At 73.2% G+C, this 25,885-nt stretch carries 22 protein-coding genes; 14 read left to right on the top strand and 8 right to left on the bottom strand.

Features of this window, described 5'->3' with window-relative positions:
• The first annotated feature begins 40 nt into the window (after window positions 1–40).
• Window positions 41–1,015: an NADP-dependent oxidoreductase gene (locus tag OO48_RS19720; RefSeq protein WP_051732328.1), complete on the top strand. Its 975-nt coding sequence runs from the start codon at window positions 41–43 to the stop codon at window positions 1,013–1,015.
• 222 nt (window positions 1,016–1,237) lie between these two features.
• Complete coding sequence (locus tag OO48_RS19715) at window positions 1,238–1,507, top strand: hypothetical protein (protein ID WP_033218060.1); 270 nt, start codon at window positions 1,238–1,240, stop codon at window positions 1,505–1,507.
• Window positions 1,508–1,517: 10 nt separating this feature from the next.
• Here the strand turns inward: OO48_RS19715 and trhA are convergent, their stop codons facing one another.
• A complete protein-coding gene (gene trhA, locus OO48_RS19710) occupies window positions 1,518–2,186 on the bottom strand; it encodes a PAQR family membrane homeostasis protein TrhA (protein WP_033218058.1) in 669 nt (222 codons plus the stop codon).
• Between the two features lie 264 nt (window positions 2,187–2,450).
• Here trhA and OO48_RS19705 point away from each other — a divergent pair, with 264 nt between their 5' ends.
• On the top strand, window positions 2,451–4,280 hold the full coding sequence (locus OO48_RS19705; protein ID WP_209439515.1) for a phosphoenolpyruvate carboxykinase (GTP): 1,830 nt from the start codon (window positions 2,451–2,453) through the stop codon (window positions 4,278–4,280).
• Between the two features lie 54 nt (window positions 4,281–4,334).
• Here OO48_RS19705 and OO48_RS19700 read toward each other — a convergent pair whose 3' ends face one another.
• Window positions 4,335–5,549 carry a pyridoxal phosphate-dependent aminotransferase gene (locus OO48_RS19700; protein WP_033218056.1) on the bottom strand — a complete coding sequence of 405 codons (1,215 nt, stop codon included), beginning with the start codon at window positions 5,547–5,549 and terminating at the stop codon, window positions 4,335–4,337.
• Window positions 5,550–5,715: 166 nt separating this feature from the next.
• Between OO48_RS19700 and OO48_RS19695 the strand changes: the two genes are divergently transcribed.
• Entirely contained in the window at window positions 5,716–6,399 is a 684-nt protein-coding gene (locus tag OO48_RS19695) for a prepilin peptidase (RefSeq protein ID WP_063830706.1), read from the top strand.
• Window positions 6,400–6,621: 222 nt separating this feature from the next.
• Here OO48_RS19695 and OO48_RS19690 read toward each other — a convergent pair whose 3' ends face one another.
• The gene (locus OO48_RS19690; RefSeq protein WP_033218054.1) at window positions 6,622–8,232 is read right to left on the bottom strand and encodes a chitinase; all 1,611 of its coding nucleotides are present in this window, start codon (window positions 8,230–8,232) and stop codon (window positions 6,622–6,624) included.
• Window positions 8,233–8,567: 335 nt separating this feature from the next.
• Here OO48_RS19690 and OO48_RS19685 point away from each other — a divergent pair, with 335 nt between their 5' ends.
• From OO48_RS19685 to OO48_RS19670, 4 genes are all read left to right on the top strand, one after another.
• Complete coding sequence (locus tag OO48_RS19685) at window positions 8,568–9,362, top strand: isoprenyl transferase (RefSeq protein WP_051732326.1); 795 nt, start codon at window positions 8,568–8,570, stop codon at window positions 9,360–9,362.
• 191 nt (window positions 9,363–9,553) lie between these two features.
• Window positions 9,554–10,885 carry an RNA 5'-3' helicase PhoH2 gene (phoH2, locus tag OO48_RS19680; RefSeq protein WP_033218052.1) on the top strand — a complete coding sequence of 444 codons (1,332 nt, stop codon included), beginning with the start codon at window positions 9,554–9,556 and terminating at the stop codon, window positions 10,883–10,885.
• A gap of 407 nt (window positions 10,886–11,292) precedes the next feature.
• Window positions 11,293–11,970 (top strand): aggregation-promoting factor C-terminal-like domain-containing protein, encoded by a 678-nt coding sequence (locus OO48_RS19675; RefSeq protein ID WP_033218050.1) that lies wholly within the window; start codon window positions 11,293–11,295, stop codon window positions 11,968–11,970.
• 413 nt (window positions 11,971–12,383) lie between these two features.
• On the top strand, window positions 12,384–13,820 hold the full coding sequence (locus OO48_RS19670) for an AI-2E family transporter (protein ID WP_033218048.1): 1,437 nt from the start codon (window positions 12,384–12,386) through the stop codon (window positions 13,818–13,820).
• Window positions 13,821–13,919: 99 nt separating this feature from the next.
• On the opposite strand, the gene OO48_RS19665 is transcribed toward OO48_RS19670, so the two are convergent.
• Both OO48_RS19665 and OO48_RS19660 read right to left on the bottom strand, forming a co-directional pair.
• Entirely contained in the window at window positions 13,920–14,453 is a 534-nt protein-coding gene (locus tag OO48_RS19665) for an alkyl hydroperoxide reductase (protein ID WP_033218046.1), read from the bottom strand.
• 3 nt (window positions 14,454–14,456) lie between these two features.
• A complete protein-coding gene (locus OO48_RS19660) occupies window positions 14,457–15,008 on the bottom strand; it encodes a peroxiredoxin (RefSeq protein ID WP_033218044.1) in 552 nt (183 codons plus the stop codon).
• Window positions 15,009–15,176: 168 nt separating this feature from the next.
• Between OO48_RS19660 and OO48_RS19655 the strand changes: the two genes are divergently transcribed.
• The 5 genes from OO48_RS19655 to OO48_RS19635 all read left to right on the top strand — a co-directional run bounded on the left by OO48_RS19655 (window position 15,177) and on the right by OO48_RS19635 (window position 19,434).
• Window positions 15,177–16,118 (top strand): LysR substrate-binding domain-containing protein, encoded by a 942-nt coding sequence (locus tag OO48_RS19655; protein WP_033218042.1) that lies wholly within the window; start codon window positions 15,177–15,179, stop codon window positions 16,116–16,118.
• Between the two features lie 147 nt (window positions 16,119–16,265).
• Window positions 16,266–17,195 carry an AAA family ATPase gene (locus tag OO48_RS19650; protein WP_033218040.1) on the top strand — a complete coding sequence of 310 codons (930 nt, stop codon included), beginning with the start codon at window positions 16,266–16,268 and terminating at the stop codon, window positions 17,193–17,195.
• Window positions 17,192–17,935 (top strand): HNH endonuclease, encoded by a 744-nt coding sequence (locus tag OO48_RS19645; RefSeq protein ID WP_033218038.1) that lies wholly within the window; start codon window positions 17,192–17,194, stop codon window positions 17,933–17,935. Before OO48_RS19650 ends, OO48_RS19645 begins: the two co-directional genes overlap by 4 nt.
• Before the next feature lie 70 nt (window positions 17,936–18,005).
• Entirely contained in the window at window positions 18,006–18,449 is a 444-nt protein-coding gene (locus OO48_RS19640) for a MerR family transcriptional regulator (RefSeq protein WP_081952235.1), read from the top strand.
• Window positions 18,418–19,434 carry an NADPH:quinone oxidoreductase family protein gene (locus OO48_RS19635; RefSeq protein WP_033218036.1) on the top strand — a complete coding sequence of 339 codons (1,017 nt, stop codon included), beginning with the start codon at window positions 18,418–18,420 and terminating at the stop codon, window positions 19,432–19,434. Before OO48_RS19640 ends, OO48_RS19635 begins: the two co-directional genes overlap by 32 nt.
• A 25-nt stretch (window positions 19,435–19,459) precedes the next feature.
• Here OO48_RS19635 and OO48_RS19630 read toward each other — a convergent pair whose 3' ends face one another.
• The 3 genes from OO48_RS19630 to OO48_RS19620 all read right to left on the bottom strand — a co-directional run bounded on the left by OO48_RS19630 (window position 19,460) and on the right by OO48_RS19620 (window position 25,414).
• Complete coding sequence (locus OO48_RS19630) at window positions 19,460–21,214, bottom strand: ATP-binding SpoIIE family protein phosphatase (RefSeq protein ID WP_051732324.1); 1,755 nt, start codon at window positions 21,212–21,214, stop codon at window positions 19,460–19,462.
• Between the two features lie 52 nt (window positions 21,215–21,266).
• On the bottom strand, window positions 21,267–22,004 hold the full coding sequence (locus OO48_RS19625; RefSeq protein ID WP_033218034.1) for a class I SAM-dependent DNA methyltransferase: 738 nt from the start codon (window positions 22,002–22,004) through the stop codon (window positions 21,267–21,269).
• A 437-nt stretch (window positions 22,005–22,441) separates the two neighbouring features.
• On the bottom strand, window positions 22,442–25,414 hold the full coding sequence (locus OO48_RS19620; RefSeq protein WP_063830705.1) for an AfsR/SARP family transcriptional regulator: 2,973 nt from the start codon (window positions 25,412–25,414) through the stop codon (window positions 22,442–22,444).
• 213 nt (window positions 25,415–25,627) lie between these two features.
• On the opposite strand from OO48_RS19620, the gene OO48_RS19615 reads away from it, so the two are divergent.
• On the top strand, window positions 25,628–25,837 hold the full coding sequence (locus OO48_RS19615; RefSeq protein ID WP_033218029.1) for a hypothetical protein: 210 nt from the start codon (window positions 25,628–25,630) through the stop codon (window positions 25,835–25,837).
• Window positions 25,838–25,885 lie beyond the last annotated feature (48 nt).

Genomic DNA, 25,885 nt, shown 5'->3' with positions numbered 1-25,885 from the left:
CACTCCCGGCGGACCGGCCGTCGCCGTCAGGCTGGGGGGCATGACGACAGACACCACGAACACCACGAACCCCGCGAACACGATGCGCGCGGTCAGCCAGGACGTCCTCGGCGGCCCCGAGGTGCTGCGGGTGGTGGAGCGCCCCCGCCCGGTGCCGGGCCCGAGCCAGGTGCTGGTCCGGGTGCGGGCCGCGGGCCTGAACCCGACCGACTGGAAGCACCGGGCCTCCGGCCTCTTCCTCGGCGAACCCCCGTTCGTGCTCGGCTGGGACGCGGCGGGCACGGTGGAGGCGGTCGGCCTCGGCGTCACCCTGTTCGCGCCGGGCGACGAGGTGTTCGGCATGCTGCCCTACCCGCACGGGGTCGGCTCGCACGCCGAGTACGCGGTCGGCCCGGCCCGGGCGTTCGTCCGCCGCCCCGACTCGGTGGACGTGGTGCAGGCGGGCGCGCTGCCGCTGGCCGCGCTGACGGCCTGGCAGGCACTGGTGGACACCGCGCGGGTCGAGGCCGGTGACCGGGTGCTGGTGCACGCCGCGGCCGGCGGGGTCGGGCACCTGGCGGTGCAGATCGCCAAGGCCCGCGGCGCGTACGTGATCGGCACCGCCAGCGCGGGCAAGCACGACTTCCTGCGCCGGATCGGGGTGGACGAGCCGGTCGACTACCGGGCGGTGGACTTCGCCGAGGCGGTGCGCGACGTGGACGTGGTGCTGGACACCATCGGCGGCGAGTACCAGACGCGTTCGCTGCGCACGCTGCGCCGGGGCGGTCTGCTGGTGTCGATCCTGCCCGTCCCGGTCGAGGGCCTGGCCGAGGAGGCGGACCGGCTCGGGGTGCGGACCGCGATGCTGCTGGTGGAGGCCGACCACGCGGGCATGACCGCGGTCGCCGACCTCGCCGAGCGCGGCCTGCTGCGGGCCGAGATCGCCGGCACCTTCCCGCTGGCCGAGGCCGCGAAGGCGCACGAGGTGGGCGACGGCGGCCGGGTGGCGGGCAAGCTGGTGCTGCTCGCGGACTGACCGCCCGGAGCGCCCGGCCCCCGTCCGCCGGAGCCCGAACCCGAGCCCGCGCCGGAGCCGGACCGGGCCCGAACCGGAGAGCTCCCTACGGGATTCCCCCCTCTGTTGTTGCCGTGTTGTTGATCCCCCGTTCGCCCTCGGTGAGTGCCGAACATGTCACCGTAGGTGGGGAGTTCTCTGACGACGTGTCAGAAGACCTGTCGGCTGGCGGGAGGTTCGCCGATGGAGTACGGTGCGGCGCGGTTCTGGAGCGGCGTGGTCGGTGTGCTGGCCGCGCTGGCCGTCATAGCCGGGTACCTGATCGGCGGAGCCCGCCTGGTGTGGGGGGTCTCCGCGGTCGAGGTGCTGGCCGTGATGGCCTGGGTCGGGTACCGGTTCCGGGGGCGGGCCCACCGGCGGAGGACGGGCGAAGGGCCCGACGCGGCGCACTGCGAGCGCTGCCGTCGGGCCCGGGAGCGGCTGGAGGCCAAGGTCCAGCCGGTCCGCCACTGACCGGGGGTCCTCAGGAGGTGGCGTTGTACGCCACCATCGAGACCCCCACGTACTGCACGATGAACGCGCCCAGGGTGAGGGCGTGGAACACCTCGTGGAAGCCGAACCAGCGCGGTGACGGGTCCGGGCGCTTGAGGCCGTAGACGACCCCGCCGATCGTGTAGAGCGCGCCGCCGACGATGATCAGCGTCAGGACGGTCGGGCCGCCCTTGTGCAGGAAGTCGGGCAGGAAGAACACCGCCGCCCAGCCGAGGGCGACGTAGCACGGGGTGTAGAGCCAGCGCGGGGCGCCGACCCAGAACACCCGGAAGGCGATCCCGGCCAGCGCGCCGCCCCACACCAGCCACAGCAGCACCTGCTGCCGCGCGCCCTCCAGCAGCAGCATGGTGAACGGGGTGTACGTCCCGGCGATGATCAGGAAGATGTTGGCGTGGTCGAGTCGGCGCAGCACCGCCTCGCCGCGCGGGCCCCAGGTGAAGCGGTGGTAGACCGCGCTCACCCCGAACAGCATCCAGGCGCTCACCGAGTAGACGACGCAGGCGATCCGCGCCGCGGTCGAGTCGGCCAGGCAGATCAACACGATTCCGGCGGCCAGGGCGGCCGGGAACATCCCGGCATGCAGCCAGCCGCGCCACTTGGGCTTCACGAGCTCCAGCGCTTCCGCGGTCATGGACAGCATCTTACGGAACCGTAGGTTACCCGCTCGTAGTGAAGTGGCGACTCTCACTTTTGTACGTTCTGGCGCATTGGGTCGGAGTGATCAAGGTCTCTCCCGGGCATGCGAGTGACATCGCGGAGCCCTTGAATCAGACACCGTGTAGTAAAGATCTCGTCAATGACGCCGAATTGACGAAGAAGTGGTGTCGATCCAGGGCTACCGTGTAACCACCCTCAACCCTTGCGAAGCCGTCTCCTGGCCGAGATGGTGTGAAACGGAGCGATCGTGCCGCCTCAGATCTCTGCGCTCGCCGAGTCCGCGCCCACCCGCCACCAGCGCCTGGTGGACTGGGTCAACGAGATTGCCGACCTCACCCAGCCGGACCGCGTCGTCTGGTGCGACGGCTCGGAGGAGGAGTACCACCGCCTCGCCGAGCAGCTCGTCGCCCAGGGCACCTTCACCAAGCTCGACGAGAACAAGCGACCGAACTCCTACTACGCGGCCTCCGACCCGTCCGACGTCGCCCGCGTCGAGGACCGCACCTTCATCTGCTCCGAGCGCGAGCAGGACGCCGGCCCGACCAACCACTGGAAGGCCCCCGCCGAGATGCGCGCCGTCTTCCAGGGCGAGGACGGCCTGTTCCGCGGCGCGATGCGCGGCCGCACCATGTACGTGGTGCCGTTCTCGATGGGCCCGGTCGGCTCCCCGCTGGCCGCGTACGGCGTCGAGATCACCGACTCCGCGTACGTCGCCGTCTCGATGCGCGTGATGACCCGGATGGGGCAGGCCGTGCTCGACCAGCTGGGCGAGGACGGCGAGTTCGTCAAGGCCGTGCACACGGTCGGCGCCCCGCTCGCCGAGGGCCAGGACGACGTGCCGTGGCCGTGCAACAGCACCAAGTACATCTCGCACTTCCCGGAGACCAGGGAGATCTGGTCCTACGGCTCCGGCTACGGCGGCAACGCCCTGCTCGGCAAGAAGTGCTACGCGCTGCGGATCGCCTCCACCATGGCCCGGGACGAGGGCTGGCTGGCCGAGCACATGCTGATCCTCAAGCTCACCCCGCCCTCCGGCGAGGTGAAGTACGTGGCCGCCGCGTTCCCCTCCGCCTGCGGCAAGACCAACCTGGCCATGCTCCAGCCGACCATCCCGGGCTGGAAGGTCGAGACCATCGGCGACGACATCGCCTGGATGCGGTTCGGCGCCGACGGCCGGCTCCGCGCGATCAACCCGGAGGCCGGCTTCTTCGGCGTCGCCCCCGGCACCGGCGAGGACACCAACGCCAACGCGATCAAGACCCTGTGGGGCAACACCGTCTTCACCAACGTCGCGCTGACCGACGACGGCGACGTGTGGTGGGAGGGCCTCACCGAGGAGCCGCCCGCGCACCTCACCGACTGGCGCGGCAACGACTGGACGCCCGCGTCCGGCACCCCCGCCGCCCACCCCAACGCGCGCTTCGCCGTCCCCGCCGCGCAGTGCCCGACCATCGCCGCGGAGTGGGAGGACCCGGCCGGCGTGCCGATCTCGGCGATCCTGTTCGGCGGCCGCCGGGCCACCGCCGTCCCGCTGGTCACCGAGTCCTTCGACTGGCAGCACGGCGTCTTCCTCGGCGCCAACATCGCCTCCGAGAAGACCGCCGCCGCCGAGGGCACCGTCGGCGAACTGCGCCGCGACCCGTTCGCGATGCTGCCGTTCTGCGGCTACAACATGGGCGACTACTTCGCGCACTGGCTGAAGATCGGCGCGGACGCCGACCCGGCGAAGCTGCCGAAGATCTACTACGTCAACTGGTTCCGGAAGAACGCCGACGGCCAGTTCGTGTGGCCCGGCTACGGCGAGAACAGCCGCGTCCTGAAGTGGATCGTCGAGCGCCTGGAGGGCACCGCGGCCGGCGTCGAGACGCCGATCGGCGTGCTGCCCGAGGTCGACGGCTTCGACCTGGACGGGCTGGAGATCCCCGACGCGGACCGGGAGCTGCTGTTCACGGTCGACAAGGAGATCTGGAAGCAGGAGGCCGCGCTCGTCCCGGCCCACCTGGAGCTGTTCGGCGAGCACACGCCGAGCCAGCTGTGGGACGAGTACCGGGCGCTGGTCAAGCGGCTCGGCGACTGACAGGAGCGTCCGCCCCGCGCCCCTCCCGGGAGGGGCGCGGGGCGGACGCGCGCCTCACGGCTGCACGTAGCCGGCCAGGAAGTCGCCGATCCGGGTGACCGCGTCCGTGATCTCCTCCGGGCGCGGGAGGGTGACCAGGCGGAAGTGGTCCGGGTCGGGCCAGTTGAAGCCGGTGCCCTGGACGATCAGGATCCGCTGGGAGCGCAGCAGGTCCAGGACCATCTGCGCGTCGTCCTTGATCTTGTAGACCTGGGGGTCGAGCCGGGGGAAGGCGTACAGCGCGCCCTTCGGCTTGACGCAGGAGACGCCGGGGATCTCGTTCAGCAGCTCGTACGCGGCGTCCCGGGAGGCGAGCAGCCGGCCGCCGGGCAGGATGAGGTCCCGGATGGACTGCCGCCCGCCGAGCGCCGCGGCGACCGCGTGCTGGGCGGGCATGTTGGCGCACAGCCGCATCGAGGCGAGCACGTTGAGGCCCTCGATGTAGGAGCGGGCGCGGTGCCGGTCGCCGGAGAGCACCATCCAGCCGGAGCGGAAGCCCGCCACCCGGTAGGACTTGGACATGCCGTTGAAGGTGACGCAGAACAGGTCGGGCGCCAGGGTGGCCAGCGGGACGTGCTCCACGCCGTCGTAGAGGATCTTGTCGTAGATCTCGTCCGCGTAGATCACCAGCCGGTGCCGGCGGGCGAGTTCGGCGATCCCCTCCAGCAGCTCGCGCGGGTACACCGCGCCGGTGGGGTTGTTGGGGTTGATCACCACGATCGCCCGGGTGCGGTCGGTGATCTTCGCGGCGATGTCGGCGAGGTCCGGGTACCACTCGGCCTGCTCGTCGCAGCGGTAGTGCACCGCGGTGCCGCCGGCCAGCGAGACCGAGGCCGTCCACAGCGGGTAGTCGGGCGCCGGGACGAGCACCTCGTCGCCGTCGTCGAGCAGCGCGGTCATGGCCAGCTGGATCAGCTCGGACACGCCGTTGCCGAGGTACACGTCCTCGACCGACAGGCCGTGCAGGCCGCGCTCCTCGTAGTGCATGACCACGGCGCGGCGCGCCGAGAGCAGGCCCTTCGAATCGCCGTAGCCGTGCGCGGAGTTGAGGTTGCGGAGGATGTCCTGGAGGATCTCCGGCGGGGCCTCGAAGCCGAACGCGGCGGGATTGCCGGTGTTGAGCTTCAGGATGCGGTGGCCCTGGTCCTCCAGCCGCATCGCCTCGTCGAGCACCGGACCGCGGATGTCGTAGCAGACATTGGCGAGCTTGCTGGACTGGATGACCTGCATACCCGCCTACTTTACGGGCGCGTCACACCGATCACCGCGTGGTGTTCGCCACCTGGACACGGACGGGCGAACGCCGCCGGACGGTAGGGTCGCGACCGGGCGCCGGGGTTCGCCCGGCGTCGCGCGCGCGGTGGGAATCGTCGGACGAGCCCCAGGGGAGGGCCGGATGGTCGGGGCAGTGGTCGGGGCAGTGGTCGGAGCCGTGCTGGGGCTGCTCGCGGGGGTGCCGTCGCGGGCGGCGGTGACGCGCTTCGCGGTGGCGCCCGGCGAGCCGTGGCGCGACTGCCTGCCCACCCCGCTCGGCCGGTGCGTCCGGCACGGCGGGACGGTCGGCCCGCCGCCGCTGTCGGTCGAGGCGGCCGCCGCGGTGCTCGGCGCGGCCCTGGGGGCCTGGGCGCCGGGGCGGTGGCTGCCGGTGCTGGTGTGGCTGGCCCTGTTCGGCACCGTGCTGGGTTTCGTGGACGCCGCGGTGAAGCGACTGCCGGACGCGCTGACGCTGCCGCTGTTCCTGGGCACCGCCGTCCTGGTGCCGCTCACCGATCACCGCCCGGCGGTGTGGCTGCGCTGCGCGCTGGCGGCGGCCGGCCTCGGGCTGGTGTTCCTGCTGCTGGCGCTGCTCGCCCCGGTGGGCCTGGGCGACGCCAAGCTGGCGCCGAGCCTGGGCGCGGTGCTGGGCCTGGCGGGCTGGCGGGCGGTGTACGCGGGTGTCCTCTATATGTGGGTGATCGCGGCGCTGTGGGCGGTGGCCCTGCTGGTGCTGCGCCGGGCGGGCCGCCGCAGCGAGCTGGCGTTCGGCCCGGCGATGCTGCTGGGCACCCTGGCGGCGGTGCTGGCGGCGGCCGGGAACTGACCTGGCGGGACGTCGACCCCCCTGCCGGTGGAGGACGGTGGCCGAACCATCGGCCCGCAGCGTCGAATCGGCCGCGCCGGCCGCCGGGGAGTCCGGCGGGCACGGCGCGCCGCCGGCTGACCGGCCCGGGAATGGGCGGGGCCCGCCGTACCCCAGCGGTACGGCGGGCCCCTGTGTCGTGCACCTGCCCCACCCTCGAGGAGCGGCGCACTGGCTCGTCGGTTACTGCATGCCGTGCGCGAAGGCGCCGACGTTGTTGGAGAAGTCGTTGCCGTTGTTGGCGTCCCAGTTGGTCGACCAGGTCATCGCGCCGCGGATGGTCGGCCACTTGGCCGGCGGGACGAAGCTGCCGCAGTGGTTGCCGGTGGCCAGGCAGTCCAGCGCGTTGTTCACCACGGTGGAGTTGACGTAGCCGCCGCCCGCCGCCTTGGTGGAGGCCGGGACGCCGATGCCGACCTGGTCCGGACGCAGGCCGCCCTGGATGTGGGTGCAGACCTGCGCGGTGATGAAGTCGATGGTGCCCTGGTTGTAGACCTTGCCGTCGCAGCCGTTCATGCCGCCCGAGTTGTAGAACTGGGTGTTGACGACGGTCAGGATGTCCTTGGTGGCGAGGGCCAGCTGGAAGTACGCACCGGAGGTGGAGTACATCCCGATGGTCTCGGGCGCCATGGTGAGGATGAAGTTCGGGCCGACCTTGGCCGCCAGGGTGTGCAGCGCCTGCGCCATGTAGGTCGAGTTGACGCCGTTCTCCAGGTCGACGTCGATGCCGTCGAAGCCGTACTGCTGGATCAGCTTGTAGGCCGAGTCGGAGAACGCGGTGGCGGCGACGGAGCTGCCGACCGAGATGGCGCCGTTCTGGCCGCCGATGGAGAGGACGACCTTCTTGCCGGCCGCGTGCTTGGCGGCGATGTCGGCCTTGAAGTCGGCGTCGGTGTAGCCGCCGAGCTTGGTGGCCAGCGCCGGGTCCAGGGTGAAGGAGATGCCGCCCTGGGTGGTGGTCGCGTCGGCGAAGGAGACCGCGATGATGTCGTACGCGGACTGCACGTCGCGCAGCTTCTGGACGGTCGAGCCGTTGTCGAAGTTCTGCCAGTAGCCGGTCAGGACGTGCTTCGGCAGGGTGCTGTTCGACGGCGGGTTGCTGGTGCTCGACGAGGCGGACGGCGACGGCGAGGCGGAGGCCGAGGGGGAGGCGCTCTGCGAGGGTGAGGCCGACGCGGACGGCGAGGCGCTCTTGGTCGGCGAGGCGGAGGCCGAGGGGGAGGCGCTCTTGGTCGCGGAGGCCGACGGGGTCGGGGAGGCGGTGCCGCCCGGGCCGATCAGCTGGATGTCGTCCGCGTAGTACGTGGGCTGGCCGTACCAGCCGTGCACGTACAGCGTGACGCTGGTGGTGCTCGCGCCGGTGGTGAAGGTGGTGTTCAGCTGGTTCCAGGCGCTCTGCGCGGACCAGGTGGACGGGTCGGTGCCGCCGGTGCCGCGGGCGCCCAGGTAGACGTACTGGCCCTGGACCCAGCCGTTGAGCGTGTAGGACGTGTTGGGGAGGACCGAGACGGTCTGGGTGCACTCCGCGGTGTCGCCGGCGCCGGGGGTGGCGGCCAGCGCGCCGGTGCCCGAGTGGACCGGGGTGGAGACGGCGGAGGTGCTGCCGACGCAGTTCCAGCCGGACAGGCCGGAGTCGAAGCCGCCGTTGTTGACCAGGTTGCCGACCGCGGCGTTCGCGCCGCCGGCCGACAGGGCCAGGCCGGTGCCGGCCAGGGCCAGCGCGGTCGCGGTGGCGAGGGCCGCCGGGATCTTGTTGCGGCGCCGGTGGGACGGCTGCTGGAGGGTACGGGCCATGACGGGCTCCAGTGCAGGAGAGTGGGGGTGTGGGTGTGGGGAGGCACGCTGGGAAGGGCGGGGAGAGCCGCCGCGGTGGGGGTCGCGGCGGCTCCGCTGTGGGGGAGGGTCCGTGTGGTGCTGACCACACGCTGGACTAGACCAATGGCAAGCGTCAAGACCCGGAATCCGGTTTAGGGGCCGTTTAAGGATTCGGATACCGTTCCGTAGCTTGGCCCGTGCGCGCACTGTGACAAGACCGGTACCTGCGGTTTTGCCGCCGGTAAACCCGGGCGGAGTAGGCTGCCGCAGGGATTTCGCACCCGGAGCAACTCAGCACGGAGAGGCCGTTCACGATGGGTCTGCGCGATGTGGTGGAACGTACGCCGGGGCTGCGCACCCTGCTCGACAAGGCCTACCGGCTCTACGGCCGCCGGGTCGAGGTGCACCTGGCCAACACCCCGCACCACATCGGCGTGATCCTGGACGGCAACCGGCGCTGGGCCAAGGCCACCGGCGGCACCACCGCGTACGGGCACCAGCGCGGCGCCGACAAGATCAGCGAGTTCCTGGGCTGGTGCGCGGAGACCGACGTCCGGGTGGTCACCCTGTGGATGCTCTCCACCGACAACCTGGCCCGTCCCGCCGAGGAGCTCGTCCCGCTGCTGGGCATCATCGAGGACACCGTGCGCGGCCTGGCCGACAGCGGCCGCTGGAAGGTCCACCCGGTGGGCGCGCTCGACCTGCTGCCCGCCCGCACCGCCGAGGTGCTCAAGCACGCCTCCCAGGACACCGCGCACGTCGACGGCCTGACCGTCAACGTGGCGATCGGCTACGGCGGCCGCCAGGAGATCGCCGACGCCGTCCGCTCGCTGCTGCAGGAGCACGCCGGCCGCGGCACCTCGATCGAGGAGCTGGCCGAGGTGCTCGACGTCGAGCACATCGCCGAGCACCTCTACACCAAGGGGCAGCCCGACCCGGACCTGGTCATCCGCACCTCCGGCGAGCAGCGGTTGTCCGGTTTCCTGCTCTGGCAGTCCGCGCACAGCGAGTTCTACTTCTGCGAGGCCTACTGGCCGGCCTTCCGGAAGGTCGACTTCCTGCGGGCGCTGCGCGACTACCAGCTGCGCAACCGGCGGATGGGCCGCTGACCCCGGGTCAGGGTCCACTACCCGTGGGCCGGATGGGAAAACGTTCACCCGTTGTGATCCCGCCGTTCGCTCCGGCGCGAATGCGGGGCCCCTCGCCTGGGAATACACCCCTCAGACCGTCCCCCCGGCCAGCGGGGCCGCGGGGACCGGTGGGCCGCGGGTGACGTCGGGTCACCCGCTCTGGAGGGCTAGTGGTCAGTTCCAAGAGCCGCCGGACACCTGACCGGCGCACGTACGTCCTCGACACCAGCGTGCTCCTGGCCGACCCCCTCGCGATGACGCGCTTCGAGGAGCACGAAGTGGTCCTCCCGGTCGTCGTGGTGACGGAGCTGGAGGCCAAGCGGCACCACCCGGAGCTGGGCTACTTCGCCCGTCAGGCGCTGCGGATGCTGGACGACTACCGGGTCCGGCACGGCCGGTTGGACGAACCGATCCCGGTCGGCGAGCTGGGCGGCACCATCCGGGTCGAACTGAACCACTCCGACACCTCGATCCTCCCGGCCGGCTACCGGGTCGGCGGCGGCGAGGCGGACACCAGGATCCTCGCGGTCGCCCGCAACCTCCAGGCCGAGGGCTACGACGTCACCGTGGTCTCCAAGGACCTGCCGCTGCGGATCAAGGCCAGCTCGGTCGGCCTGCTGGCCGAGGAGTACCGGGCCGAGCTGGCGATCACCTCCGGCTGGACGGGCATGACCGAACTGCACGTCCCCGCCGACCGGGTGGACCAGCTCTTCGCCGGCCAGGAGCACGCGCTGCAGGTCGAGGGCGCCGAGCAGCTCCCCGTCCACACCGGTCTGGTGCTGCACTCCGAGCGCGGCCGGGCGCTGGGCCGGGTGGCCCCCGACGGCCGGGTGCAGCTGGTCCGCGGCGACCGCGAGGCGTTCGGCCTGCGCGGCCGCAGCGCCGAGCAGCGGATCGCCCTCGACCTGCTGCTCGACCCGGAGATCGGGATCATCTCGATGGGCGGCCGGGCCGGCACCGGCAAGTCCGCCCTCGCCCTGTGCGCCGGCCTGGAGGCCGTCCTGGAACGCCGCCAGCACCGCAAGGTGATGGTGTTCCGCCCGCTGTACGCGGTCGGCGGCCAGGAACTCGGCTACCTGCCCGGCAGCGAGGCCGAGAAGATGGGCCCCTGGGCGCAGGCGGTCTTCGACACCCTCTCCGCCGTCACCACGCCGGACGTGATCGAGGAGGTCATCTCCCGCGGCATGCTGGAGGTCCTGCCGCTCACCCACATCCGCGGCCGCTCGCTGCACGACGCCTTCGTGATCGTCGACGAGGCCCAGTCGCTGGAGCGCAACGTGCTGCTCACGGTGCTCTCCCGGATCGGCCAGAACTCCCGCGTGGTGCTCACCCACGACGTCGCCCAGCGGGACAACCTCCGGGTCGGCCGGTACGACGGCGTGGTCGCCGTGGTCGAGAAGTTGAAGGGCCACCCGCTGTTCGCCCACATCACGCTCACGCGTTCGGAGCGCTCGCCGATCGCCGCACTCGTGACCGAGATGCTGGAGGACATCCAGCCCTAGGCATAACGGGGCACAACGGTGCAAAGGGGCCTGGCGCATAGCGTCAGGCCCCTTCGGTGTCAGTCGAACTGACGTCGCCTCGGCGGGCCCGCGACCAAAGCCGCAGGTCGAAAAGTTTGTGAGATCCGCCACGGCACAGGGAATTGCGTAGACATACCCGCGTGCGGCATGGTGTGGGTTCTGTCAGGCCCCGCGTACGGCAATGCACGCCCGGTGACTCCGGTTCGACGGGCGGACAACTGAACACCGCAGAGCCGTACGCCGCTCGTCGCAGCCGCAGTTCCCGGGTGTTCCCGGGACGGCGGCCGAGCCCGAGCCTCCCGTGACCAGTGTTCGACGGAGGCCAGTGCCGGGGGCAGATACGCGCCCGTACGGTCACAGGACGGGCGACGCTGGAAGGAAACCATGTGACTCGGATCTCGGTCCGGGGAGTCGCTGTCGTCTCCGCCACCGCGGTGACCGCCGTCGGTGCCGTCGTGGGCGCGGCCTCTGGCAGTGAGGGCAAGGCCGACGTCCAGACGGTCGACGTCGCGAGCGCCACGCTGCTCGCCGACGCTCCCACCGGTGCGCAGGCCCAGAACGTCAGCGACGGCATCGGCCGCCAGGCGGACGCCCAGCAGGTCTCCGCCGACGCCGCCGCCAAGAAGGCGGCCGAGGAGGCCGCCCGGCAGAAGGCCGCGGCCGACGCCCAGGCCAAGGCCGACGCGGACAAGGCCGCCAAGGCCGCCGAGGAGAAGCGGCTCAAGGAGGAGGCCAACCGCGCCGCGGCGCGCAGCCTGCTGGCCACCGTCAGCCCCGGGTCCGTCCAGGACATGGCGCTGCAGATCGTCGGCGACCCGAACCAGTTCCAGTGCTTCAGCCAGATCGTGAAGCGCGAGAGCGGCTGGGACTACACCGCCACCAACGCCTCCTCCGGCGCCTACGGCCTGGTCCAGGCGCTGCCCGGCTCCAAGATGGCCTCGGCCGGAGCGGACTGGCGGACCAACCCCGAGACCCAGATCAAGTGGGGCCTCAGCTACATGAACAGCCGCTACGGCAGCCCCTGCGGCGCCTGGTCGTTCTGGCAGGCCCACAACTGGTACTAGGCCGCCCCCGGCCGAGCCCGCCCGCGCGCGTTCGAAGGGCCCCGGATCCCGCCCACGGGACCGGGGCCCTTCGCGCTGCCGCCGCGAGGCGGCGGCCACGACGACGGGCCGCCCCGCCCCGGCGACGCTGACCAGTGCGCCGCGGGCGGTGACGGCTCGGTGCGGACGCGGGGGAGCGGAGCGGGTCCTGGTTCCTCCGCTCCCGGCCGGTCCGCCTGCAGAAGGTCCGTTCTGCTCTCACCCCTTCCCCACAACCCTCCGATGAAACGTTCGTATATCGGGCGGTTTGCCGGTTTCCTCCGGCAGTCGGCCGAGACGCCCCCGGGGCCCGGCTCCCCGGCGGCGGGTAGCGTTCCTCACCGACGGCCGTGCGACCCGCGGCCACGGCAGACGAAGACGGGGGAGACCGGGCAGTGACGGAAGAGACGGGCGGTGGCCGCTGGCGCGGCATCGCCAAGATGGGAGCGGTCGCGGCCGGGCTGTTCGCCGCGGCCGAACGCCGCCGCCGCGCGGCCATCTCCGCCGAGGCGCACGTCCTCGCCAACGAGCAGGCCGTCGAACTCGCCGCCGAACGGGCCGCCCTGCGCACCGCCGAACGGACGGCCCGTCAACTGGCCGACCGCCAGGGCGGACCGGCGGGCGCACCGACCGCACCACCGGAAGGAGGGGCCGTGCGCACCGACGACACCGTCCCCGCCCCGCGCGACCCGCAACCCGCCGAGCACCAGTTCGGCAGTGCCCCGCTCGGCCGCCCCGCCAACCCGGTCGAGGCCGTGCCCTGGACCCTGCGGGTCGCCGCCGAGTCCACCTGGCGGCTGCTGCTGATCGGCGTCGCCCTCTACGTGGTCTTCCGGGTCATCGACACCCTCAAGCTGGTCGCCTTCGCCGTCGTCGCCGCCCTGCTGATCTCCGCCCTGCTCGAACCCACCGTCTCCTGGCTGCGCCGGCGCGGCGTCCCCCGGTCCCTGGCCGCCCTCGTCACCTTCCTGGCCGGCCTGGCCAGCATCGGACTGGTCGGCTGGTTCGTGTTCTGGCAGGTCTCCAGCAACCTCGACTCGGTCACCACCCAGGTCCAGAACGGCGTCCGGCAGCTGCGCGACTGGCTGCTCAACGGGCCCTTCCACCTCACCCCGGACCAGCTCAACAACTTCACCAACCAGATCACCACCGCCATCGGCAAGAACTCCGAGGCGCTCACCTCGGCCGGCTTCACCGGCGTCACCATCGCCGTCGAACTGCTCACCGGCGTGGTGCTCACCGCGTTCACCACCTTCTTCCTGCTCTACGACGGCGCCCGGATCTGGAGCTGGGTGCTGCGCGGGCTGCCCCGGCACTCCCGCTACGCGATGGCCGGCGCCGGCCCCAAGGCCTGGGCCACCCTCACCGCGTACGTGCGCGGCACCGTCACGGTCGCCTTCATCGACGCGCTCTGCATCGGCATCGGGATCAGCATGGTCGGCGTGCCGATGGCGATCCCGCTCGCGGTGATCATCTTCCTGGGCGCGTTCGTGCCGCTGGTCGGCGCGCTGGTCACCGGCACCATCGCGGTGCTGATCGCGCTGGTCACCACCAGCGTCGGCAAGGCGCTGGTGGTGCTGGTCATCCTGATCGGCGTCCAGCAGCTGGAGGGCCACATCCTGCAGCCGCTCATCCTCGGCCGCGCCGTCCGGGTCCACCCGCTGGGCGTCGTCCTCGGCGTCGCCGCCGGATCCATCATCGGCGGCATCCCCGGTGCGATCGTCGCCGTCCCGCTGATCGCCGTCACCAACACCGTCACCGGCCATCTGCGCCAACGCAACGCGGCGGGGCAGGAGGTCTTCCAGGCGATCGAGGCCGCCAGGAAGGGTTAGCGCCCCGCCGCGACACGAAAGGTCCGCCCGAGGAGAGAGCCTCTCCTCGGGCGGACCTTTCGTTCGACGTGCTCAGCGCGTCCAGCGCGCCCGCCGTGCTCAGCGGGGGAGCTGGGCCTCCGCGTCCAGCACCGCCGCGACGGCCTGGACGGTCGCGGCGATCTTGACCGCGGTCTGGATGACCTCGCGGTCGACGCCGGCCTTGCGCAGCACGCCCTCGTGGGAGTCGAGGCACTGGCCGCAGCCGTTGATCGCCGAGACGGCGAAGGACCACAGCTCGAAGTCGACCTTGTCGACGCCCGGGTTGCCGATGATGTTCATCCGCAGGCCGGCCCGCATCGACCCGTACTCCTTGTCGGAGAGCAGGTGCAGCGTCCGGTAGTAGACGTTGTTCATCGCCATGATCGCGGCCGCGCCCTTGGCGGCCTCGTAGGCCTCGGGCTTCAGGTTGGCCTTGGCCTCGGGCTCCAGCTCGCGCAGCACGACCGGGGAGCGGGTGGCCATCGCGCAGGCGAGGACGGTGCCCCAGAGCTGCTGCCCGGGCAGGTCGGAGTTGCCGATCACGGAGCCCAGGTTGAGCTTGAGGTCCTTGGCGTAGTCCGGCAGGGCGGCCTTGAGTTCGTCGAGCGCCATCGGTCAGCCGGCCAGCAGGGACTGGGCGTCGAGGGTGTCCTCGCCCTTGTTCCAGTTGCACGGGCACAGCTCGTCGGTCTGCAGGGCGTCGAGGACCCGCAGCACCTCCTTGGGGTTCCGGCCGACGGAGCCGGCGGTCACCATGACGAACTGGATCTCGTTGTTCGGGTCGACGATGAACACCGCGCGCTGGGCGGTGCCGTCCGCGCCCTCGACGCCGCAGGCCCGCATCAGGTCGTGCTTGACGTCGGCGAGCATCGGGAAGGGCAGGTCGCGCAGGTCCTTGTGGTCCTTGCGCCAGGCGTGGTGGACGTACTCGGAGTCGCCCGAGACGCCGAGGACCTGGGCGTCGCGGTCGGCGAACTCGTCGTTCAGCTTGCCGAACGCGGCGATCTCGGTCGGGCAGACGAAAGTGAAGTCCATCGGCCAGAAGAACACCACGCGCCACTTGCCCTCGTAGGACTTGTGGTTGATCTCGGCGAAGGCGTTCGCGGCGTCGAGGTCCACGCAGGCGTTGAGTTCGTACTCGGGGAACTTGTCACCGATCGTCAGCACGTTCGCTTCTCCAGGGTTTGGGACGAGGGTTGTCCGGATTGCGGACATTTCCCAGCGTCGCACATGGCTACTGATCAGTGAAATCGGTTCTGCCGCCGGTCGCGATAGGCAAGTCCGATCAGTGCGGCAGACTGGGAGGGAGCACCACCGTCGGCAGGAGGCAGCACCGTGAAACCCAGCGCGCCCCGCACCCCCACCGTCTCCCAGCTGCGGGCCTTCGCGGCGGTCGCCGAGCACCGGCACTTCCGGGACGCCGCCGCGGCGATCGGCACCAGCCAGTCCGCGCTGTCCGGGGCGGTCGCCGCGCTGGAGGAGTCGCTCGGCGCGCAGCTGGTCGAGCGGACCACCCGGCGGGTCGTGATCACCCCGCTCGGGGAGCGGATCGCCGAGCACTCCCGCCGGGTGCTGTCCGCGCTGCACGCGCTCACCGAGGAGGCCGAGGCCGCCCGCCGCCCGTTCACCGGGCCGCTGCACCTCGGAGTGATCCCCACCGTCGCACCGTACCTGCTGCCCGCCGTGCTGCGACTGGTCCGCGACGCCTACCCCGACCTCGAACTGCACGTCCACGAGGAGCGCACCCCCTCGTTGCTGAGCGGCCTCGGCGACGGGCGGCTCGACCTGCTGCTGCTCGCGCTGCCCGCCGGCGGGGCGCTGCCGGTGGCCGAGATCCCGCTGTTCGACGAGGACTTCGTCCTCATCGTGCCGCCCGAGCACGAACTCGCCGGACGGGTCGACGTGCCCCGCGACGCCCTGCTCGACCTGGACGTCCTGCTGCTGGAGGAGGGGCACTGCCTGCGCGACCAGGCGCTCGACATCTGCCGCGAGATCGGCGCCGAACCGGCCGGCGGCAGCACCCGGGCCGCCGGGCTCTCCACCCTGGTCCAACTGGTGGCCGGCGGCCTCGGCGCCACCCTGCTGCCCGCCACCGCGCTCGACGTCGAGACCGGACGCACCGACCGCCTCGCCGCCGTCCGCTTCGCCCGCCCCGCCCCCGGCCGCCGCATCGGCCTCGCCCACCGGCCCGGCTCCGCCCGCACCGGCGAGTACGCCCGCTTCGCGGCGGCCCTCCGCGAGGCCCTGCGGGGCCTGCCGGTCCGCCTCGCCGCCTGAGCCGTCTGAGCCGCCTGAGGGCCCGGCTCACCCGGACGGGCGACGGCCGCGGCGTGCTGGCGGGTTGACGCCGCGTCATGTCCGCCTCCCGGCCGGGCGGGTGGGCGGACCGGGGCGTGGGCATAACCGCTCCGAGGGGGTGGTCCGGTGTACGTGTCGCGGATCAGGGTGTCCGGAGTGAAGTGCTTCACCGGCGCGCGGGAGGTCGACCTGACGATCCCGCCCGGCCCGGGGTGGACGGTGTTCGCCGGGCCGAACGGCAGCGGGAAGAGCACCCTGCTGCGGGTGCTCGCGACGGCGCTCGGCGCCCTGCCCTCCGGCCCCGCCGCCCGCTGGGGCGTCGACGGCTGGGTCCAGGCCGACCCGGCCCCGCGCTGGCGGGTCGGCGACCCGCAGGGCGCCCCGCGCGCCCGCTACCTGCCGCGCGCCGAGGGCCGCCGCGTCCCGCTGGACGCCGAACTGACGGCCGAGGTGCTGCCGGCCGGCTGGCGGGTCAGCGACCCGGAACGGCAGTACGTCGCCCGCGGCGACCTGGAACTCCCGCTGGACGAACTCGGCGACGGCACCGCCGGGTTGGCCCGCCTGGTCAGCCGGCTCGCGGCCGACCAGGCCACCCCGGGCCCGGTGCTGCTGGACGACGTCGACCGGCACCTGCACCCCCGCTGGCAGCAGCGGATCGGCCCGTGGCTGACCGAGCGCTTCCCGCACGCCCAGTTCCTGGTCACCACCCACAGCCCGTACGTCTGCCAGGCCGCCGACCCCGGCGCGCTGATCCGGCTGCCCGGCCCCGACGAGGAGCGCGCCCCGTACCGGCTGGACGAGGAACTGCGGCAGCGGGTGCTGTACGGCAGCGGCGAGGACACCGCGCTGTCCGAACTGTTCGCGCTGCCCAGCGCCTACTCGCCCGCCGCCGAGGCCGAACGCCGGCTGCTGGTGCGCCTGGAGCGCAAGATGTACGCCGGGCAGGCCAGCGAGGCCGAACTCGCCGAGTACCGCGTGCTGGGCGCCAAGCTGAACAGCTCGCTGACCGCCCGGGTCGACGAGGTCACCGCCCGGCTGCTCGGCAGGGACGGATGATCCCGCTCCGACGGCCGCCGCTGCAGCCCCGGCTGGCCGCCGAACTCGCCCGCGCCACCGACCGGATACGCGTCGAAGGCCCCAGCACCGCCACCGGGCGCGCCGCCTGGCGCCGCGCGCTGCGGCCCAAGGCCCAACTGCGGCTGATGCTGCGGCAGATGGCACCCGGCCTGGAGCGCTGCATGTACTGCGGCGACAACCTGGGCACCGACATCGACCACTTCGAACCGATCGCCCAGGCCCCGCTGCGCACCTTCGACTGGCAGAACCACCTGCTGGCCTGCGCGCACTGCAACAGCAACCGCAAGCGCGACCGCTTCCCGCGCGACCCCGCCACCGGCGACGGCCTGCTGGTCGACCCCTGCCGCGAGGACCCGGCCGACCACCTGCGGCTCTACCTGGACTCCGGTGCCTACGACCCGCTGACCGTCCGCGGCGAGGCCACCATCGAGGTGTTCGGCCTCAACGAGCGGCCCGAACTGGTGCGCGGCCGGCGGATGATGTTCGCCGTGGTCAAGGCGCTGCTGCTGACCTGGCGGGCCGCCACCACCCCGGCCGAGGCCGCCGAGTACGCCGCCGCCCTGCGCGAGATCCACCACGCCGACGTGCTGCGCACCGTCCTCGCCCTGCGCCGCAGCCGCCCGCTGGCACTGGCCGTGCTCGGCCCCGACGTGCTCGACGCGCTCGACCTGCTCGCCGCCGCCGAGCACGGCGACCGGCTGCTCGGAGAAGCCTCCTGACCACCCGTCAGGGGCGCGGGCCGGGTCGGGCGCCGGAAGATTCCGGCGCCCCCCGGTGTTGGCCGGAGGCATGAGGATCGGCGAAGCCGCGCGCGCCAGCGGCGTCAGCGCGAGGTCACTGCGGCACTACGAGGACGAGGGGCTGATCGTCCCGGGCCGGTTCGACAACGGCTTCCGCGACTACTGCCAGTCCACGATCGACCGGGTGCTCGTCATCCGCTCGCTGCTGGAGTCGGGGCTGCCCGTGCGGCTGATCAGGGAGGCCCTGCCGGGGCCCGCCGACGCGACCGGCGCCGGAACCGGCCCGGCGGACGAGGAGTTCCTGCGCGAGGTGCGCGACCACCGGGACCGGCTCGCCGCCCGCATCGCCGTCCTCGGCGAGCAGCGGGCGGCGCTCGACGCCTACCTCGGGGCGGCGTCCCGCACCGGCCCCCGTCCGCCGCTTGCCCTTGACGCAAGTGTCAGGGTCCTACGTTCGGCACATGGAGACCAACGAGCAGCGGAACACCGATGAGCGGACGGCGCGGGCCCTGGTCCAGCGGTCGCACCAGGGCCCCCGGGACATGGTCCTCACCACCGGGCACCCCCGCCCCGAGCCGGGGCCCGGCGAGTACCTGATCCGGGTCGGCGCCGCCGGAGTCAACTTCGCGGACGTCATGCAGACCCGCGGGACGTACGCGGACGGCCCCCGGGCCCCCTACGTGGCGGGCTTCGAAGCCGCCGGTGAGATCGTGGGCGTCGGACCGGACGTCGCCGATCCGCTCCCGCTCGGCACCCGCGTCATCGGCACCGGCCCGGGCGCGTTCGCGCAGTACACGACCATGCCGGCGGCCGGGGTGCTCCCGGTGCCGGCCGGCTGGAGCGACGCCGAGGCGCTCGGCATGGTGCTGAACTGGGCGACCGCCCTGGCGGCGCTGAAACCGCTGGGAGGGGTCGAGGCCGGCGAGACCGTGCTCGTCCACGCCGCGGCCGGCGGCGTGGGGCAGGCCGCCGTCCGCCTCGCCCGCCACTACGGCGCGCGCGTGGTCGCCACCGCTTCGCCGGCGAAGCACGACACCGTCAAGGCGCTCGGCGCCGACGAGGTCCTGGACGGCCGGCGCCCCGACCTGGCCGAGGAGATCACCCGGCTGACCGGCGGGGTCGACCTGGTCCTGGAGTCGGTGGGACGGGCCACCTTCGGGGCGAGCCTGGCGGTCACCAAGCCCTTCACCGGACGCGTCGTGGTGTTCGGCGCCGCCTCCGGCGACGCCGCCCTGACCACGCACGACCTGGTCTTCACCCACCGGGTCCAGGTCAAGGGCCTGCACATCGGCGCGCTGGCGGCCGAAGTCCCGTCCCTCTACCGGTCGCTGATCGCCGAGATCGAGGCACTCGTCGCCGCCGGCGTCTACCCGCCCGGCAGCCCGCTGGTCCACCCGCTGGCCGACGGCCCGGCCGTACTGGAGAGCCTCGAAGCCGGCCTGACCAGCGGCAAGCACGCCCTCGACCCCTGGCGCTAGGTCCCGTCCGGTCGGTCCTGCCGGATCAGTGCTCGATCCGCTGCTCGAACCAGACCACCTTGCCCGCACCCAGCCGGGTCGCCCCCCAGCGGTCCGCGCACCTGGCGACTATCTGCAGGCCGCGCCCGCGCTCCTCCTCCGGGCCGGCCCGGCGGGTGCGGGGCAGCGCCGGGGAGTCGTCGCCGACCTCGCAGCGCAGCAGCGAGGTGCGCACCAGGCGCAGCGTCACCGGCCGGGTGGCGTGCTGGATCGCGTTGGTGACCAGCTCGCTGACCATCAACTCGCAGCTCTCCGCCAGGTGTTCCAGACCCCAGCGGCGCAGCGCGTGCCCCGCCAGCCGGCGCGCCCGGCCCGGTGTCTCGTGCCGCGGCTGCAGGTGCCAGTGTGCGACGTCCTCGGCCGGGATGCCGTCGAACGCGGCCGCCAGCAGCGCGATGTCGTCGGCCCGGTCGCCCGGCGGCAGGATCCGCAGCGCCTCCTGGCACAGCTGGTCCGGGGTGAGCCGGTTGCCGCCCGCCAACCGGGCCCGCAGCAGCTCCAGACCGGTGCCCAGCGGGCGGCGGCGGGTCTCCACCAGGCCGTCGGTGAACAGCAGCAGCGCCGAGCCGGGCGGCGCGGGCAGCTCCACCGAGGAGAAGTCCACCCCGCCGACGCCGATCGGCGCGCCCGGGGGCAGCTCCAGCAGCTCGCTGCCGCCGTCCGGGCCGATCAGCACCGGCGGCACGTGCCCGGCGTTGGCGATCCGCACCCGGCCCGCGATCGGGTCGTACACCGCGTACACGCAGGTCGCCAAGTGGTGCTCGCGGCCCAGGCGTTGGGCCTGCTCGTCGAGGTGGTACAGCACCTCGTGCGGCGGCAGGTCGAGGCCCGCCAGGGTCTGCGCGGAGGTGCGCAGCTGGCCCATCACGGCGGCCGAGGTCAGCGAGTGGCCCATCACGTCGCCGGTGATCAGCGCGACCCGGTTGCCGGGCAGCGGGATCGAGTCGTACCAGTCGCCGCCGACCTGCGCGCCGCGCTCGCCCGGCAGGTAGCGGTGCGCCAGCCGGACGCCGTGCGGCTGCGGCAGGTGCGCGGGCAGCATCGAACGCTGGAGCTCGTCGGCGATCTCCCACTCGCGGGTGTAGCGCAGCGCGGTGTCCACCGCCAGGCCGCCGTGGGTGGCCAGGTGCGCGGCGGTCGCCGTGTCGGCCGGGTCGAAGTCCGCCGGGGTGCCGTCCGCGGCCGGTCGGCGCACCAGCAGCAGCATGCCGAGCGCGGCCCGCCGCCCGTGCAGCGGCAGCGCCAGCAGCGCCGTCCCGGCCGGCAGCCGGCCCAGCGCCCGGGCGCCCAGCAGTTCGGCGGCCAGGCCGCCGCGCCCGGCGTCCAGCACCGTCGGTCCGCTCGGGTCGCGGCGGGCCAGCGCGCGTTCCAGGCCGCTGCCGGGCAGCACCGGGCGCACCCCCGAGCGGCGGCCCAGCCTGGTGCCGCAGGTGTGCCGCACCCGCAGCTCCCGGGGCGGGCCCTGGTCGCGCTCGACGTCCGGCAGCGGGTCGCGGACCAGCACCACCAGGGCGTCCGCCACCGCCGGGACGAGCACCCGGCCCAGGTTGCGCAGGGTGGCGGTCAGGTCCAGCGAGCTGTTGATCCGGCGGGCCGCCCGGTCCAGCGCGGCCAGCCGCTCCGCCAGCCGCCCGGGCGCGCCGGCGGCCGGTCCGCCGCCGGGGCCCCCGCCGGGCGGCGGGTGCCGTTGGACGGGTACGGCGGGCGGCTGCCCCGCCAGGGGCTCCAGGTGGTCGCGCACGGGCTGCCCGATCTGTGCGGATGTGGTCTCGGGAACGGAGACTGACGCCGCGTCAGCCGGTGCGCCGACAGCGCAGGTACAGCTGGGTCTCCGGCGGCTGGGTGGACCCGGCGGGCGCGTACGACCGGCTGTCCACCGCCTCCACCGCGAAGCCCGCGTCCTCCAGCAGGGCCGCCAGCTCCTCGCGCAGGTACCCGCTGACCCGGATCTCCTGCTCCAGGAACGGCAGCGGCGCGTCGTCCAGGTCCGCCTCGACCATGCCCAGCGCGAACAGGCCGTCCGGGCGCAGCAGCCCGCGGATCCGGCCGAGCGTCTCGGCGATCTCCGCGCGGGGCAGCATCAGCAGCGAGAAGAACGCCGCCGCGGCGTCCAGTGATCCGCTCCCCTTCGGGCCCAACTCCGGTACGCCCCAACGGGACCCGGCGCTCTCCAGGCCCAGGTCGAGGACGTCCAGCCGGTGGAAGGAGGCCGCCGGGACGGCCGCCCGGGCCTGCGCCAGCATGCCCTCCGACAGGTCGACGCCCGTCACCCGCAGCCCGCCGTCGGCCAGTTGGCGGGCGGTCGGCTCGCCGGCCCCGCAGCCCACGTCCAGCACCCGGGCACCGGACGGGAGTTCGGCCAGCAGCCAGTCACCGCAGGCGAGCTGCCCCGACCTGGCCGGAAACACCTCCTGGTAGCGGCCCCCGATCGCGTCGAACACGGCGGCCTGGCGGGCCCGCTCGGCCCGGCGCGCGCCCGCCGCGGACGCCCGGTCGGCGTCGGCGGCGGCAGCGCTCTGTTCGTCCGTCACGATGATCTGGGCACCTCTCCCGCGTGCGTCCTGCCCTGCCCGTCGTGGTCCGCGCTCCACTCCCGACCCTGGCCTTCGAGAATAAACGCGATCACCGCACCGTGGAGTCCGTTTCCGGACAACTCGTGCGCCGTTGGGCGCTTATCGCCCGCCAGGGGAAGCACACCGGCGTCCGCCAGGTAGCGCGCCAACGGCCCGCACGCCGCATGGCGCGACCGCGCCAGGGGCGTGAGCTGCGCCGACCCGCGCCGCGTACCCGGTCAACGGCCTTGCCGCAGGCGTTTATCGAACGTCAATCGCCGGGTGTCAGAGTCTTCTCAGCGCCGGGGAAGCGTCAAGGCGTTCCCGCAGCCGGGGGGCTGCGGGGACGCCGACGCTCCCGGGGGGAAGGCTTCCGCCAGGGGGGACCAGGGGGGTACCGCAGGGGGAACGGGAGCCTACGGCGCGACGGGGGGAAGGGGAGGCTCGGTGTGCCGAGTGGCGATGAGGTCCTGCACGGGCTGGGCCTCGGGCACACCGAGCCGCGTGAACACCGTGAGCGCCTCCTGGAGACACGCCAGCCCGCGCGAGGGCTGCCCCAACTCCAGGAGCGCCTCGCCCAGCGCCGCGTTCGCCATGCCCTGGCAGTACGCGGCCTCGATCTCCTGGGCGATCGACAACGACTCCTCGGCCGCCTCGGCCGCCGCCGCGAACTGACCGTCCGCGAGCAGGCAGGCCGCCAGCCGGGCCAGCGAGTAGCCCTCCCAGATCGGGTGCTGCTGCTGCCGGTAGAGCTGGTGCGCCTCCCGCAGGTGCACCGCCGCCTCGCCGGGCGAACCGGTCGAGCGCAGCACCACGCCCAACTGGTAGAGCGTGTCCGCCAGGCACGGCACGTTGCCGGAGGCCCGGGCCGCCGCCACCGCGGCGCGGGCGGCGTCCACGGCCTCGGCGTGGCGGTCCAGGCCGACGTAGGCGCGGGCCATGTTGCCGAGCACGCGGGCTTCGCTGATCGGGGAGGCCAGCCGACGGACCGCCTCCTGCGCCTGCTGGTAGGCGAGCAGCGCCTCGGCGGGGCGGCCGGCCCGGAACAGGGTGATGCCCAGGCCGTTGGCCGTGGCCGACCGCACCGCGGTGGGCCGGTCGGCCGGCTGGAGCGCCAGGCTCCGGGTGAAAGCGGCCTCGGCCTCGGCGAGTTCGGACGCCACCTGGTGGATGTGGCCGAGCGCGTGATGCACGTGCGCCAGGGTCTCCGCGTCGTCCTTGGCCCCCGGGCTGGCTGCGGCGGAGTGCAGCACACTGCGGATGCGGGTGGCCAGCGACGGGTCCTCGACCACATTGGTCATGACCTGCAGGATGTCCACGGCTGGATGCAGCAGTTCCGGTGGAGCGTCGGCGGCGGCCTCCGCGCCGCTGAGCAGCAAGGCGACCTCGGAGCGGAGCCAGTCCCGGGCGGAACCCGCATCGGGGAACGCCCGCCCGGGCGAACGGGCCGTGTGCAGCGACTCCACGTAGGCATCGTCCGGCTCGATGACCCTTTCGGCGTTGCGCACGGTGGCGTGCAGCAGGTCCAGCAGCCGTAGCAGCGCCTCCTGCTGTTGCCCGACGTCCCCCAGCTTGGCGTTCTGCCGCTGCGCGTACAGGCGCAGCAAGTCGTGGTAGCGGTACCGGCCGGGGGTGAAGCACTCCAGCATGTTGGCCTCGACCAGCGCCTCCGCCAGGTCCTCGGCCTCCGGCTCGGAGGTGCCGAGCAGTGCGGTGACGGCGGCCAGCGGCAGGTCGGGGGAGTCGACCAGGGCGAGCAGCCGGAAGGCGCGGGCCTCCTCCGGCCGGAGCTGGGCGTAACCGAGCCCCAGGGTGGTCTCCACGGCGAGGTTGCCGAGCTGGAGCTCCTGGAGCCGGTTGCGCTGGTCCGCTAACCGGCGGGCCAGGTCGGAGACGCTCCAGCGCGGGCGGCTGGCCAGCCGGGCGGCGGCGATCCGGACCGCCAGCGGCAGGAACCCGCAGGAGGTCACCACCTGGAGCGCGGCCTCGGGTTCGGCGCCGACCCGTTCGGCGCCGACGATCGCCGAGAACAGCGCCAGCGCCTCGTCCGGGGTCAGCTCCTCGATGTCCACCAGGTGCGCACCGGGCAGTTCGGCCAGCCGGGAGCGGCTGGTCACCATCACGGCGTTGCCGGAGACGCCGGGGATCAGCGGCCGCAACTGCCCGGCGTCGCGGGCGTTGTCGAGCAGGATCAGCATCCGCTTGTCGGCCAGCAGCGAGCGGTACAGCGCGGCGCGCTGCTCCAGCGAGTCGGGGGCGTCGGGCGCGCCGAGCGCGTGCAGGAAGTCGCCGAGCACCACGGCCGGGTCGGCGGGGGAGGCGCCCGCGCCGCGCAGGTCCACGTACAGCTGCCCGTCCGGGAAGTCCGGCCGCAGCGAGTGCGCGACGTGCACCGCGAGGGTGGTCTTGCCGACGCCGCCGATGCCGGCCAGCGAGGTCACCACGACGGCTTGGCCGGAACCCGCCCTCAGGACGTCCCGCAGTTCACCCACCAGCTTGCTGCGGCCGCTGAAGTCCGAGACGTCAGCCGGAAGTTGGGCGGGCGGGACGAAGGCGACCGGTTCCTCGGCGGCCTTCGCAGGGGCGGTCGAGTGCGCCAGCAGCTCCGGGTCGCCGGCCAGGATCCGGGCGTGCATCGTGGACAGCCCGCCGCCCGGTTCCACGCCCAGCTCGTCGATCAGCAGCTTGCGGGTGTCCGCGTACACGCCCAGCGACTCGGCCTGCCGCCCGCTGCGGTACAGCGCCAGCATCAGCAGTTCGCGCAACCGCTCGCGCAGCGGGTGCGCGGCGGACAGCGAGTTCAACTCGGCCACCACGTCGGCGTGCAGGCCGATCTCCAGGGCCAGCGCGCAGCGCTCCTCGGCCACGGCCAACTGCCGCTCGGAGAGCCGGCCGCGCTGGACCTCGGCGTACGGACCCGGCACGCCGGCCAGCGGACGGCCGCGCCACAGGTCGAGCGCGGCGACCAGGGTGTCGTGGGCGGGGCGCAGACCGCCGTCGGCCCGGGCGGTGGAGGCGTCCGTGACGTGCTGCTCGAAGACGGTCAGGTCCAGGGCCTCGGCCGGGATCCGCAGCGCGTAGCCGTCGGTCATCGAGACCAGGACCTCGGAGGGCTTGCGGGCGGGGCGGTCGGGCTCCAGTACCGAGCGCAGCCGGGAGACGTAGGTGCGCAGCGCGGCCACCGCCTGCGGCGGGGTGCGGTCCCCCCAGATGCCGTCCACCAGGTCGTCGGTGGTCACCGGACGGCCCTCGCTGAGCAACAGGGCCACCAGGACGGCCTGTTGCTGCGGTGAACCGAGCGCCAGCGGCACGTCGCCGCGCCACGCCTGGACAGGGCCGAGCACTTGGAAACGCAACGCCCCGGCGGAGCGCGTGTCCTGATGCTCCATGTCCTCCCCTGTGGCCGAATGAACCGTCTGTTCCCCACGCAGCCGCCGGTCGGGTGGGGGCGACAGCTTATGAGGAACCGCGCAAACGTCCACCAAGCGGATGCGCGGTGCAACGTTTATAAGACATTTAGCGGTTCCTACGATACTGTCCGCGCGCCCAACGACAGTCGTCCGGGTGATCGGAACCCTCTCAGCTGAAAGGCGGCCCACCCCATGGCCGACGAGACCACCACCGCCGTTCCCGAGGCCGAGCAGACCCCGGCCCCGGTCGAGCACACCGCCGCCGCCGCCGACCCGAACTCGATCGAGCACGCCCTGGAGGTGCTGGCCGAGGGACAGCCCCCCGCTCCCGCCGTCGAGAAGATCGAGCCCGGGGACGACGACACCTTCGAGCCGCTCGGCACCATCAGCAACTGCCCCTGATCCACCCCCGCACGACCAGAACGAGCCCCGACCCTCACCGGCCGGGGC

The sequence above is a fragment of the Kitasatospora phosalacinea genome (assembly GCF_000716545.1).
GTDB lineage: Bacteria > Actinomycetota > Actinomycetes > Streptomycetales > Streptomycetaceae > Kitasatospora > Kitasatospora phosalacinea.
The sequence above is the reverse complement of the archived record's forward strand: the minus strand, read 5'-3'. Positions and strand labels throughout refer to the sequence as shown.